The sequence below is a fragment of the Chryseobacterium sp. GVT01B genome (assembly GCF_019970045.1).
Lineage (GTDB): Bacteria > Bacteroidota > Bacteroidia > Flavobacteriales > Weeksellaceae > Chryseobacterium.
Map to the genome: position 1 here is coordinate 85,183 of NZ_JAHXYI010000008.1, position 13,679 is coordinate 98,861.

9 protein-coding genes are annotated in these 13,679 nt (G+C 37.1%); 8 read left to right on the forward strand and 1 reads right to left on the reverse strand.

Features of this window, described 5'->3' with window-relative positions:
• Nucleotides 1-3: 3 nt before the first annotated feature.
• Complete coding sequence (locus LC457_RS19475) at nt 4-1,101, reverse strand: ABC transporter substrate-binding protein (RefSeq protein ID WP_223601338.1); 1,098 nt, start codon at nt 1,099-1,101, stop codon at nt 4-6.
• Nucleotides 1,102-1,291: 190 nt separating this feature from the next.
• Here LC457_RS19475 and LC457_RS19480 point away from each other — a divergent pair, with 190 nt between their 5' ends.
• The 8 genes from LC457_RS19480 (at nt 1,292) to LC457_RS19515 (ending at nt 13,650) form a co-directional block, all read left to right on the forward strand.
• The gene (locus LC457_RS19480; protein ID WP_374200565.1) at nt 1,292-3,394 is read left to right on the forward strand and encodes a prolyl oligopeptidase family protein; all 2,103 of its coding nucleotides are present in this window, start codon (nt 1,292-1,294) and stop codon (nt 3,392-3,394) included.
• Nucleotides 3,395-3,531: 137 nt separating this feature from the next.
• Nucleotides 3,532-6,546 carry a reprolysin-like metallopeptidase gene (locus tag LC457_RS19485; protein ID WP_223601339.1) on the forward strand — a complete coding sequence of 1,005 codons (3,015 nt, stop codon included), beginning with the start codon at nt 3,532-3,534 and terminating at the stop codon, nt 6,544-6,546.
• A gap of 138 nt (nt 6,547-6,684) precedes the next feature.
• Entirely contained in the window at nt 6,685-8,805 is a 2,121-nt protein-coding gene (scpA, locus tag LC457_RS19490) for a methylmalonyl-CoA mutase (protein WP_223601340.1), read from the forward strand.
• A gap of 42 nt (nt 8,806-8,847) precedes the next feature.
• A complete protein-coding gene (locus tag LC457_RS19495; RefSeq protein WP_223601341.1) occupies nt 8,848-9,834 on the forward strand; it encodes a M28 family peptidase in 987 nt (328 codons plus the stop codon).
• A 400-nt stretch (nt 9,835-10,234) separates the two neighbouring features.
• Entirely contained in the window at nt 10,235-10,972 is a 738-nt protein-coding gene (locus LC457_RS19500; protein ID WP_223601342.1) for a hypothetical protein, read from the forward strand.
• Nucleotides 10,973-10,999: 27 nt separating this feature from the next.
• The gene (locus LC457_RS19505; protein WP_223601343.1) at nt 11,000-12,391 is read left to right on the forward strand and encodes an RtcB family protein; all 1,392 of its coding nucleotides are present in this window, start codon (nt 11,000-11,002) and stop codon (nt 12,389-12,391) included.
• A 67-nt stretch (nt 12,392-12,458) separates the two neighbouring features.
• A complete protein-coding gene (gene prfH / locus LC457_RS19510) occupies nt 12,459-13,157 on the forward strand; it encodes a peptide chain release factor H (protein ID WP_223601344.1) in 699 nt (232 codons plus the stop codon).
• A complete protein-coding gene (locus LC457_RS19515) occupies nt 13,144-13,650 on the forward strand; it encodes a hypothetical protein (RefSeq protein ID WP_223601345.1) in 507 nt (168 codons plus the stop codon). The genes prfH and LC457_RS19515 overlap by 14 nt, the downstream gene beginning before the upstream one ends.
• The last annotated feature ends 29 nt before the right edge of the window (nt 13,651-13,679 follow it).

The window sequence follows — 13,679 nt, forward strand, 5'->3', positions numbered from 1 at the left end:
GAATTATAAAAGCTCGAGAATTGCAGGATCTGTTAATGGAGAGCCTCCTTGTACAGGACCTATTTTGGCTTCTATCTGCTTTGAAAAATTATTAAGTGCATCTCTATCTAGCATAAAATTGATAAATTCAGTTGGAGAAGTATTTGGATAGGTTTTGTAACTTTTGTACTCTGCTTTATCAGGCATATCATCTCTTACTGACCATTCTCCCCATAATCCCTGCATTTTTTTAGAAAGGATCCATGTCATGTACAGCTTAGCGGCAGCTTTGTGCTTCGTGGTTTTGAAGATGGCTCCCGTTTGTGCCCATGTTAAAAAATGATCTTTCACAGGAAGTACTACCTGTGCTCCTCCGTCTAAAGATTTATCAAAAATACCTGCAGTTCCCATAGTGGCGAGCTTGTTTCCTTTTCTTACTTGAGCAGTTGGTGCTGCGGTTCCTCTTATCCATTGAGGTTTTTGCTGAATAAGTTTATCAATATATTCCCAGCCATATTGATCTACAATTTTCTTATAAAGATATAAGACAGCATCATCGTCATGAGGATAAGTTAATATCAGATTGTTTTTATATTGAGGAGTTAATAAATCTGCATAGGACTGAGGTATATTCGATACAAGTGATCTGTTGGCGATCATGGCAAATGTTACCATATAGACTGGGGTAAATGCACCATGTGGATCTTTTATATTATTGGGAATCTGCTCTCCCCCGAATGGTTTGAAATTTTCAAGAACACCTTCACTTTTCCAACGATGGAAATCGTGAACAGTCTGTAATTGTACAACATCTGGGACTAATGTATTGCTAGCAAGCTGTTGGTCAACCTCTGCATCTAAAAATTTTGAAAGATCAACTCTTACATTTATTTTAATATCGGGAAAATCTTTCTCCCATTCATTTTTTATCCAATCTAACCGGCCAGGTGCATCTCCACCTCCCCATATTGTTATTTCTTTGTCCACGGTCTTTGCTTCATTATAAAGCCGTTGAATTTCATTCATTTCTGCCTGTTCAGGAGTATTAGTATTATCCTGTTCATTATTGCATGATAGAGCAATAATACTTGTAATAAGAATTACAAAAACTTTTTTTATCATTGTGTTTTTTTGGTTGGTTAATAAAAATTTGAATTCATAAAAAAAACAAATATAGAATTTTAAATGTAACAATATTTATTACATTTAAAAAAAGATGAAATTTAACATTATTTTAATATAGATTACAAGGAAATAAGGTCTGTTTTTTTGTTTAATATACTTTACGTATTTTTGAGAAAAACCGATCAGTATGAATTTTAAACCTATATTGTTAACAGCTGGAGTTTTATTTTCAGCATCTTTTTATTCTCAGAAAATGAATTATCCTAAAGCGTTAAAAGGAAGCCAGACAGATACCTATTTCGGAACTGCTGTTTCTGATCCTTTCAGAGATCTGGAAAACGATTCTGAACCTACAAAAAAATGGGTAGATGAAGAAGTAGCTTACAGTCAGAATTACCTTTCTAAAATTCCGTTCAGGGATAAAATTAAAAATCAGCTAAAGGAAATCTGGAATTATGAAAAAATTTCAGCTCCTTTCAAAGAAGGAGATTATACTTATTATTATAAAAACGATGGTTTGCAGGCGCAGTCTGTTTTGTACAGAACAAACAACAAGACCAATACCACAGAAGTATTTTTAGATCCTAATAAATTCTCAGAAAAGGGAACAACTTCACTTTCCAATCTTTCATTCAATAAAAAAGGAAACCTTGCAGCTTACTCTATTTCTGAAGGAGGAAGTGACTGGAACAAGATTATCATCATTGATGCTGTTACCAAAAAACAGATTGATGAGACTTTACTGGACGTGAAATTCAGCGGGATTTCATGGCAGGGAGACGAAGGATTCTATTATTCAAGCTACGATAAACCGAAAGAAGGAACAGTGCTTTCCGGTATGACCGACAAGCATAAAGTATACTTTCATAAATTAGGTACAAAACAGTCTGAAGATAAATTGATCTTCGGAGGAGATAAAACACCAAGAAGATATTTAGGAGCCGGAGTTTCTGAAGACCAGAGATACCTGATCATCTCCGCTGCTAACGCTACGAATGGTAATGAATTATATATCAAAGACCTTCAGAAAGGAGGAGATTTTGTACAGATTGTAAACGGATTTGATATCAATGCCAGTATTGTAGATACACAAGGTGATGACCTTTTCATTTTCACAGATAAGGATGCTCCGAATATGCGTCTTGTAAAAACTACGATAAGCAATCCGGCACCGGCAACATGGAAAGATGTAATCCCACAAACTGAAAATGTATTGGGAATTTCTTCCGGTGGAGGATATTTCTTTGCAACCTATATGATTGATGCCATAGATCAGGTAAAACAATTTGATAAAACAGGAAAACTGGTTAGAGAGATTACACTGCCTGGTAAAGGGAATATTTCAGGATTTGGAGGAAAAGAAAAAGAGAAAGATGTTTATTTTTCCTTCAGCAATTATATTACACCGGGAACCACTTATAAATTTAATGTAGACTCAGGGAAATCTGAAGTGTATCAAAAACCTAAAGTGAAGTTTAACCCGGATGATTATGTTTCAGAACAGGTATTCTATACTTCAAAAGATGGGACAAAAGTTCCTATGATGATCAATTATAAGAAAGGAACTAAACTTAACGGTAAAAACCCTACGATCCTATATTCTTACGGAGGTTTTAACATCAGCTTACAGCCTTCGTTCTCTGTAGTCAATGCGATCTGGATGGAAAATGGTGGTATTTATGCCGTTCCAAACATCCGTGGAGGAGGTGAATATGGTAAAAAATGGCATGACGCAGGAACAAAACAACAGAAGAAAAATGTTTTTGAAGACTTTATCGCTGCCGGGGAATATCTTCAAAGCAAAGGATATACTTCAAAAGAATACATGGCCCTTTCAGGAAGATCAAATGGAGGATTATTGGTCGGTGCAACAATGACGATGAGACCGGATCTTGCCAAAGTAGCATTCCCGGGAGTAGGAGTGTTGGATATGTTGAGATATAACAAATTTACAGCAGGAGCAGGCTGGTCTTATGATTATGGTACGGCAGAAGACAGTAAGGAAATGTTTGAATATCTTAAATCATATTCTCCAGTACACAATGTAAAAGCAGGAACTTGCTATCCATCAACAATGATCATCACCAGTGATCATGATGACAGGGTTGTTCCGGCGCACTCATTCAAATTTGGAGCAGAACTTCAGGAAAAGCAGGCATGTAAAAATCCTATTCTTTTGAGAATTGAAAAGAACGCAGGTCACGGAGCCGGAAGATCAACAGATCAGGTCATCAGTGAAAATGCAGATCTTATATCATTTGCTTTATTTGAGATGGGAATAAAGAAATAACTCTAAAAAAGAATAATATTTAAAAAAACAGTCAATTTTATTTAAAATTGACTGTTTTTTTTATGCGGTTGTGTTTATAATTCTTATTTTTATGCCGGATATTTAAAGTTTATTAATTCTAAATTAATTAAGTAATTATGAAAAAAAGAATTTTACTGGTTTGTGCATTGGCTGCTGGGCTGTCCAGCTTTAATGCACAGAGGTGGGAACCGGCCTCACAAAGGACGTCACAAATCAGAAAAGAAGTAGAAGTTCAGTATTCTTACAGATTTGATTTGCAGTCGCTTAGAAACATTCTAAAAGATGCTGTAGAAACAGGGAAAGGAGCTCAGGCTGTTATTGTATCTCTTCCTACTGCAGAAGGAAAGATTGAAAAGTTTGCGGTATATAGTGATCCTGTTATGGAAAAATCTATGGCTGACAGATACCAATTGGGATCTTATATAGGAGTAGGAGTTGATGATCCAGGCAAATATGTAAGATTCAGTACTGCACCTACTGAAATGCAGTCAATGATTATAAAAGACGGAAAATTCCAGTTTATAGAGCCTATTACTACAGATAAGCAGGTGTATGGAGTTTTTTACAAAACGAAAAGAACAGATGCTGACCACGGCTTTGAATGTTCTACAGAAGAAAAAAGCTTAAAAGATATCAAGTCTTTAGAAGCTTTCGGGAAAAAGAATCTTTCTAATGTAGGAATTACAAACAGACCGGCAAGTACAAAATACAGAACGTATAGATTAGCACTTTCAACAACAGGAGAGTATACAAAGAAATTTGATCCGTCTGGAGGAATAACCAATACGGTTACTCAGATGAATGCTACGATGACCCGTGTAAACGGTATTTTCCAGAAAGATTTTGCCATCAAGCTTATTATTCAGGATCTTCAGAATATTATCTATACTGACCCTGCAACCGATCCTTATACAGGAAATTTAAACCTACAGCTTCAGCAAACTTTAACAAGCGCGGTAGGAAATGCTAATTACGATATGGGGCATGTTTTCAATGCTTCCGGAGGTAACGGAAACGCTGGATCTATCGGATCTACATGTGTTGATCCTGCAACATCTACTTCATTGGCAAAAGGATCTGCATTTACACAGAATACAAACCCGGTAGGGGATTCTTTTGATATTGACTATGTTGCTCATGAAATGGGACATCAGCTGGGAGGTAACCATACATTCTCACATGTTTCAGAAGGTTCAGGAGTAAATATCGAGCCTGGAGGAGGAACTACTATTATGGGATATGCCGGAATTACAGGAGATAATGTTCAGGATTTTACTGATGCTTATTTCCATTATTCTTCCGTTAATCAGATTCTTAACAGCTTAGACAGCAAGCCTGGCTGTGGAACATCAGAAAATATTACAACAAATACTGCTCCGGTAATTTCAGCTCTTCCTGCTTACAGTATTCCAAAAGGAACAGCATATTATCTTGATGCTTCAGCTACAGATGCTGATCCTATTAAATATACATGGGAACAGTATGATAGTGTTGATTCTTACAACTCAATCTCAGGAGACAGCGGTTGGGGGTATAGTGCTCAAGGTGCTTTAACAAGATCTTATTTTGGTACAGCAAGTGGAAGAAGATACTTTCCAAGTCTTCCTGTAGTAATGGGAGGAGCTTTAACTGATAAAACGAAATGGGAAACTGTTTCTTATATTCCAAGAGTACTTAAATATGCAGTAACTGTTAGAGATGAGAATGCTGCCAAACCAATGTTGGTATCTGCTGAAACTACAGTAACTGTTACCAATGACGGGCCTTTCAAATTTAGTGGTCTTATTGATAATACTACGTTATATAACAATGCAGCCAATACAATTTCATGGGATGTAGCTAATACCAATGCTGCGCCTTATAATGCGGCTAATGTAAAAATTGAATATACAACAGATCTTGTTAACGGATCAACATGGACAGAACTTGTAGCTTCTACTCCTAACACAGGAAGTTATACAGCTCAAATGCCTTCAGGTTTAACAGGTCCTGTTAAATTGAGAATTTCTGCCATTGGAAATGTATTCTACGCTGTATCTCCTAAGATTATAGTTGGAGCTGCTCCTACTTCAACTACAGACGCTCCAACAGGAGTAGGTTCAATAGCTTCAGGGATTTTGAAAACATCTGCTACTATCGGATGGAATAGTGTACCAGGTGCTACATATGCTATTAAATATAGAAAACTGGGAGAGACTAACTGGACAAATACTACAAGCGCTACTAATTTTGTATCGTTAAGCTCCCTTGAAGATGAGACTAACTATGAAGTTCAGGTGGCTGCAGTAGTGAATACAGTTCCTGGAACATTCTCTTCTACTTATGCATTCAAAACAAAAGGCTTAAGAACTGGTTCAGACTATTGTTTAATGACAACAGGTGGAAATAGCTTTGCAAGCTTTAGCTTTAACAGTGGTTTAGCTCAATTAAACTTAGCGAACTTAGCATATTCTCAATTAACCTATAAAACTATTTTCAGTACTTATCAGGATTTTACTGAAGATGTAACTAAACAAGTTAATTTAACCAAAGGAACACAATATACATTGTCTTATTTCAATGTTGGTAACACAGCAGGTTATAACGACAAAATGGAAGTTTGGATTGACTTTAACAGAAACGGAGTTTTTGAAGCTTCAGAGAAAATAGGTACTAAAACAACTGTTCCTCCAGCCAATGGACAATATACAGGAACTATGGTATTCACTGTACCAGCTACTGCATATGCAGGGGATAAACTCCTAAGAATGAGAGTCGCAAATACTTTCTTTAATGCAGCTACAGGACCATGTGGCAGCCCATCAGTTCCGGTACAGGGAGGTGGTGTTATTTCACAAGGTTCGTTCAAAGATTTCTCTGTAAAAATTACAGAAACTCTTGCGGTAAATGAAACAAAAGACGTTAAATCAACTGAAATTTCAATTTATCCGAACCCTGCAGATACTTTCGTAGAAGTGAAAAATCTTAAAGGTAAGGCAGATTACAAAATCTATACTGCTGACGGAAGATTAGCTCAGGAAGGTCAGATTGATGGACAAAGAATTAATGTTGCTTCATTAATCAAAGGTATGTATGTGATCACGATAAAAGATGACAAAAATACTTACAATACGAAGCTTATCAAAAAATAAGCAGACGATATACCAATAAGAAAGGCCGGGCATTTGTCCGGCCTTTTTCTTTTGCTAAATTGAAGTAAAACAGAAGGTTAACAGAAGTTTCATGTTTCGTTCAAAAAAATTAACTTTACAGGGACAAAAATAATTGGAATGCGAAAGACAATTTCTGTGAAAACCCCGGATTTTAATGTATTACCTCAGGAAAGAGAGATTTATAATTTTGAAAAAGACGGCCTTGAACTCAAATCATCCTATGAGAAAAAAAATGTAAAAGATGAATCATTAACGCAGACTTCTCCAGGAATTGCTCCTTATCTGAGAGGACCGTATTCTACGATGTATGTACAGAAACCTTGGACGGTTCGTCAATATGCCGGATTTTCCACTGCAGAGGAATCTAACGCTTTTTACAGAAGAAATCTTGCCGCAGGTCAGAAAGGACTTTCAGTGGCATTTGACTTGGCAACGCACAGAGGATATGACTCTGATCACTCAAGAGTAGTAGGAGACGTAGGAAAAGCAGGAGTTGCCATCGACTCTGTGGAAGACATGAAAATCCTTTTCAATGAAATCCCATTAGATCAGATTTCAGTATCCATGACCATGAATGGCGCGGTGCTTCCTATTTTGTCTTTCTATATCGTAGCAGCAGAAGAGCAGGGAGTAAAACAGGAACTGCTTTCAGGAACTATTCAAAATGATATTCTCAAGGAGTTCATGGTAAGAAATACTTATATTTATCCGCCTGCACCTTCCATGAAGATTATCGCAGATATTTTTGAATATACTTCGCAAAACATTCCAAAATTTAACTCAATTTCTATTTCAGGATACCATATGCAGGAAGCAGGTGCCACACCGGTACTTGAAATGGCATATACCTTGGCCGATGGGCTTGAATACGTAAGAACAGGAATAAAAGCAGGAATGAATGTAGACGATTTTGCTCCAAGACTATCATTCTTCTGGGCAATCGGAATGAATCACTTCATGGAAATTGCTAAAATGCGTGCTGCAAGATACATCTGGGCAACCCTTTTAAAGCAGTTTAATCCTCAGAATCCAAAATCTCTTGCATTAAGAACCCACTCTCAGACGTCCGGATGGTCTCTGACAGAGCAGGAACCTTTCAATAATATTACAAGAACAGCCATTGAAGCTTTGTCTTCAGCTTTAGGAGGAACACAATCTCTTCACACCAATGCACTGGATGAAGCCATTGCTCTTCCTACAGACTATTCAGCAAAAATTGCAAGAAATACACAGATCATTCTTCAGCAGGAAAGCGGAATATGTGATGTGGTAGATCCGATGGGAGGAAGTAATCTGGTAGAAAGCCTTACTCAGCAAATGATCGAAGAAGCGATGAGATACATCGATGAGGTAGAGCAGGAAGGAGGAATGACGAAAGCCATCGAAGCCGGAATTCCAAAAATGAGAATTGAAGAAGCTGCTGCTAAAAAACAAGCTAAGATTGACAGTGGAGAAGAATTCATCATTGGTGTTAATTCATTTAAATCTTCATTAAAACAGGATCAGATAGAAATCTTAGATATTGATAATACAGAAGTTCGCAGAAAGCAGATTGAAAGATTAAACACAATCAAAACAGACAGAAATGCTGATGCTGTTGAACAAATTCTGAATGATATCCGTGAAAGTGCGAAAACAGGAAAAGGAAATCTACTTGCATTATGTATTGAAGCTGCAAGAAGAAGAGTTACCCTTGGCGAAATGAGTGATGCCATGGAAGAAACCTTTGGAAGATATAAAGCAAATATTAAAACAATCTCTGGTGTATACGCAATGAATGCCGGTAAAAACGAATACTTTGAAAAAGCCCTGAATCTGACTCAGAAATTTGAAGAAGAAGAAGGACGCCGCCCAAGACTAATGGTAGCCAAAATGGGACAGGATGGGCACGACAGAGGAGCAAAAGTAGTAGCCACAGCATTTGCTGATATGGGATTTGATGTCGATGTTGCTCCATTGTTCCAGACACCGGAAGAAGTGGCTAAGCAAGCTGTGGAGAATGATATTCACATTTTAGGAGTTTCTTCACTGGCTGCAGGGCACAAAACATTAGTTCCTCAGGTCGTGGAAGAACTATCCAAACTGGGGGCAGATGATATCACCATTGTGGTAGGAGGAGTAATTCCTCAACAGGATTATGAATTCCTTTATGCCAACGGTGCAGACTTTATTTTCGGACCTGGGACCAACCTTCCAAAATGTGCAGTAGAAATTTTAGAGAGATTTTTAGAAAAATAAACAGAAAAGCTTTAATTTCAATTTGAAATTAAAACGCAGCCTATGAATCTGAAAAATATAATAAAGCCTACGAGGAAAAAACTGTTTCTTCTCGTAGGCTTATTTATTATCGCTGGTGTTTTCCTGTTAGCTTCAGGGAAGAAAGATATATCCATGCAAAGCTCGAAGGTCGTTGCAGATACATCTTTGGTTAAAAAGCATTTAACAGTACTTACCCAAACCCCACAATTTAGAAATCATAAAAATATAGAGCAGCTGAATGCAGTTGCAGACTATATCCATCAGACTTTCAATACTTATGGTGACAGTACTGCTTATCAGGAATATAAAGTAGATGGAAAAATATATAAGAATGTAATTACTTCCTTTGGAACAGAAAACAAAAAGCGAATCATCATAGGGGCCCATTACGACGTTTGCGGAGATCAGCAGGGTGCAGACGACAATGCAACCGGAGTTACAGCCCTTTTGGAACTGGCAAGAATGCTTAAAGGACAAAAGTTGAAGTACAGAGTAGATCTTGTAGCTTACACCTTAGAAGAACCTCCTTATTTCAGGACTGAAAATATGGGAAGTTATGTCCATGCAAAATACTTAAAAGACAATAATATCGATGTATATGGAATGGCCAGCGTGGAAATGATTGGATATTTCAGAGATGAAAAGGGATCGCAGAGCTTTCCTTTAGGGATTCTTTCATGGTTTTACGGTGATAAAGGAGACTTTATTACTTTGGCTAAAAAGTTCAATGGGGCAGGTCCGTTTGTAAAAAACTTTATCAACAACTTTAAAGGCTCTGAGCAGATCAAAACAGAAACCTTTTCAGCACCTAAATTTATGGCTGGAATAGACTTTTCCGACCATCTCAACTATTGGAATTTTGATTTTCCGGCACTCATGATTACGGATTCATCTTTTTTCAGAAATAAAAATTATCACAAACCCACAGACACTCTGGAAACCCTCGATACCAAGAGAATGACAAAAGTTATTGATGCTGTTTTTCTCAGTATTATTCACCTTAAGTGAAAAAAATAATTTTGATTCTCAAAAAAATTTATATATTTGCACCTGAAAATCAAGTTTAACCAATAAAAAAACGACGAAGCAATGTTCAGAACTAAACAGAATTCTACAGTTGGATTGCCCCTTATGGTGGTAAGGCTTCGCGGTTTGGTACATTCTTAGAATAACAGTACAATAAAATATCAAAACCCGAAGTCGTAGAGATTTCGGGTTTTTTATTGCGCAATATTTCAAACTCCCAGGTTTACCCGAAATCTTTTTTAGTGTCATTCCAGACGAAACAGGTGAATTATATCCTCACACTGTAGGCGTCTATTATTAATCCATTCAACTAATATTTTAGTTGATTAAAAGTTGTGTGAGATAAAAAACTTTATAATCTCACATCATACTTCTGTGAACAATGGAAAATGATAACCTTCTGTTTTCCCGGCTGAGAAGCGTGAGAAGCAGAAAAAGAACAATTAGAAAAGATGTAGAAAAACAGATAAGAAAAAAATATCAACGTAGTGATGAGCTTTGGGATATCAGACGAAATATCCCATGGATTCCTTTGGATAAGCCTTATCAAAGAGGATTTGTAAGATTCTTTGTGGTAAGAGAAGATGTAATGAGATCCAAAGACGGAGATTTCTTTGAAGGAATATTGAAGAAAATTAATACTTACATGTATTCCGAAAGCCGCCAGTTTTTAAAAAAGAAAAGAAAATTCGGGCGGAGAATATATGTAGAAAGAGTACAGGAACTCAAACATATTTCTTCATATTCCTGGAATGATCCGAAGCTGGGGCTTACAACAAGAGAGAGACAGTATTTTTTGAAACAGGAAGAATATTGCCCGGCCCGGAAGTCTTATGTTCCTTACTACGAATTTATTGAACCCTGGAGATTTGCCCTACGTACAAGACCCAATATGATTACCCATTATAAACCTGTAGATTTTGAACTGGAAAAAGAGTGTGCAGAACTGGGAGATTATTTAGGACAGCATAAAATTGTAGGAATTATCCACAAAACAATTTATGGCAGATCATATTCATGGAGAAGAAAAAGAGAAGATATTCCACTTATCAAAAGCAGGAAATATGTTACCTGCACAATGTCTGCAACAGAGATTGCAGAAAGCTTACAGGACGTATAAGTCCAACTGTTATTTAAAACAAAAACAATGGGAAATTTAAAACTAAAAGGAAAAGATATATTAAAACTGGGCTATCCAAATAACCAAAGCGTAAACGTAGCATTGGAAGTCATGAAAAGAAATTTTGCAACGAAGAATATTCACCACGTAAAGGCTCTTTTAAAGGAAATTCTGCTGAATCCGGAAGAATTTGAAAAAGATCTCACTTTCGGACAAATTGCAGAAACCCTGCTTTCATCCAAAAAAACAGAAAAAAGAATGTTGAATTCACAACGTGCTACATTTCAGATTTTTGGTAACAATATCTCAGAAGAGGCAAAAAATCAATTGTACACAGCTTTGAAACTGCCTATTTCTACTCAGGGAGCATTAATGCCCGATGCCCACAGCGGCTACGGACTTCCAATTGGTGGAGTTCTTGCGGTGGAAAATGCAGTAATCCCTTACGGAGTAGGAATGGATATTGGCTGCCGAATGAGCCTCAGTATTTTGGATACTCCCATTTCATATCTTGAAGGAGCAAGAGATAAATATGAAAAAGCTCTTGCCGAACATACAAAATTTGGGATGTATGAAACGCACAAGTCTCACATAGACCATGAGATTTTTGAAAGAGATACATTCGATATGATCCCGATCTTAAGAAGATTAAAGGGAAAAGCCATTAAACAGATGGGTTCCTCAGGCGGAGGAAATCACTTTGTCGAATTCGGAGAAGTAGAAATCACCGAAGAAGATGAGCAGATTGGCCTGCCGAAAGGAAAATATCTGGGAATACTTTCTCACAGTGGCTCAAGAGGCCTTGGAGCAGAAATTGCCCAATATTACTCAAGAGTTGCGGCAGAACAGTGTCCGTTACCAAAAGAAGCCCAAAACTTTGCCTGGCTGGATCTTAGCACACACCTGGGATTGGAATACTGGACGGCAATGAATCTCGCCGGAGATTATGCTTCAGCCTGTCATGATGATATTCACAGAAGGCTCGTTAAAGCGGTCGGCGGAAGAGTAAAAGCCAGAATTGAGAACCACCACAATTTTGCATGGAAAGAAATCCATAACGGAAAAGAAGTGATTGTTCACCGAAAAGGAGCAACACCTGCCAATGAGAATGAACTGGGAATGATTCCCGGATCCATGACAGCGAAAGGATTTATCGTTCGTGGAAAAGGAAACCCGGATTCCCTGAATTCAGCATCTCATGGCGCAGGAAGAGCGCACTCCAGAGGAGAATGCAGAACCCTTTTCACTCAGCATGATATCAAAAAAGAATTAAAACTTAAAAATGTCACACTGATGGGCGGAAATGCAGAAGAAGCACCAATGGCCTATAAAGACATCAATGAAGTAATGAATGCACAGAGTGAACTGGTAGATATTCTGGGAACATTCCAACCGAGAATTGTGAGAATGGACAGGTAATTAATCTAATACTTTACAACCTTATAGGCTTCAAAAACCTATAAGGTTTAGTAAAATGCAAAAAAAAATGGAAAAATTAATACAGATTACTTCAGGAAGAGGACCTTTAGAATGTCAGTGGGTAGCCGCAAAGGTTCTGAAGACCTTTCTTGAAGAGGCCAAACAAAATACAATAGAGTACGAAATCATTCATCGTGAAAACGGTGATGAAAACCTGACATTAAAATCAGTAACCCTGCTTTTAAAAGGAAAAGACATAAACCTGTTCCTTAAAAACTGGTTGGGAACTATTTGCTGGATAGGAAAAAGCACATTCAGAAAACTCCATAAAAGAAGTAATTGGTTTATTGGAATTTTTGAATTAGAAAATGTAAAAATGGTTGATTTCAATGAAAAAGATATCAGATTTCAAACAGCGAGAAGTCAGGGAAGTGGGGGACAGAATGTAAACAAAGTGAATACAGCTGTTCGTGCTACTCATATTCTGACCAAAGAAACAGTGTTTGTACAGGACTCACGTTCCCAGCTGGAGAATAAAAAACTTTCTGTTATCAGATTAAAAGAAAAAGTAATGGCAGCTTATATCCAACAGCTGGAAAGAAAACTGAAAGAAACCTGGTCTCTTCAGATGCAGGTAGAACGCGGGAATCCTGTCCGGACATTTTCAGGAACAGATTTTAAAAAGAATTACGAAGACAAGACATTCAAAAAACAAAGGAATGCCTTGAAAAATGAACTTAAAAACTACAACAATGACCTTAACTAAAAGTAAATATTATTTTGAAGCACTAGACTACTTTCCATTCAACCTTTCTGAATGCATGGATGCACTGAACTATGCGTTATCCTACGAGCCAGAAGACGCAGACAGTCTTTGCCTGATGGGAAGAGTATATTCCGAAGAACTGAAAGATTATGAAACCGCAAAGAAATACTTTGATGAAGCCATGCAGAGTAACATAGGAAATATCAATACGCCCAAATATTACATTGAATGTCTTTTGAATAATGAAGATTATAAGGAAGCCGAAAAATTAATTGAATTCGCTCTGAAATTGAAAGGAATTGACAAATCAGAAATTCTGAACTGTCTCTCCCTTCTTCATGAAAGAAACTTTGAGTATAAACAGGCCTTAGGAACACTTAAAGAAGCCAAAAAATTTGCTTACAACCGTGCAGCTCTCGAAATACTTGAAGATAGAGAGAAACTTGTCAAAGGAAAAGTAACCAGAAACAGAACTATAAAAAAGACGGAATAATCTGTTTTTTAACTTATAATAAAAATAGT

Bases quoted from the DNA above. Each gene is read 5' to 3' on its own strand.
- LC457_RS19485 (WP_223601339.1), top strand. From the start codon at position 3,532: ATGAAAAAAAGAATTTTACTGGTTTGTGCATTGGCTGCTGGGCTGTCC.
- LC457_RS19480 (WP_374200565.1), top strand. From the start codon at position 1,292: ATGAATTTTAAACCTATATTGTTAACAGCTGGAGTTTTATTTTCAGCA.
- LC457_RS19495 (WP_223601341.1), top strand. From the start codon at position 8,848: ATGAATCTGAAAAATATAATAAAGCCTACGAGGAAAAAACTGTTTCTT.
- LC457_RS19515 (WP_223601345.1), top strand. From the start codon at position 13,144: ATGACCTTAACTAAAAGTAAATATTATTTTGAAGCACTAGACTACTTT.
- LC457_RS19500 (WP_223601342.1), top strand. From the start codon at position 10,235: ATGGAAAATGATAACCTTCTGTTTTCCCGGCTGAGAAGCGTGAGAAGC.
- LC457_RS19505 (WP_223601343.1), top strand. From the start codon at position 11,000: ATGGGAAATTTAAAACTAAAAGGAAAAGATATATTAAAACTGGGCTAT.
- prfH (WP_223601344.1), top strand. From the start codon at position 12,459: ATGGAAAAATTAATACAGATTACTTCAGGAAGAGGACCTTTAGAATGT.
- scpA (WP_223601340.1), top strand. From the start codon at position 6,685: ATGCGAAAGACAATTTCTGTGAAAACCCCGGATTTTAATGTATTACCT.
- LC457_RS19475 (WP_223601338.1), bottom strand. From the start codon at position 1,101: ATGATAAAAAAAGTTTTTGTAATTCTTATTACAAGTATTATTGCTCTA.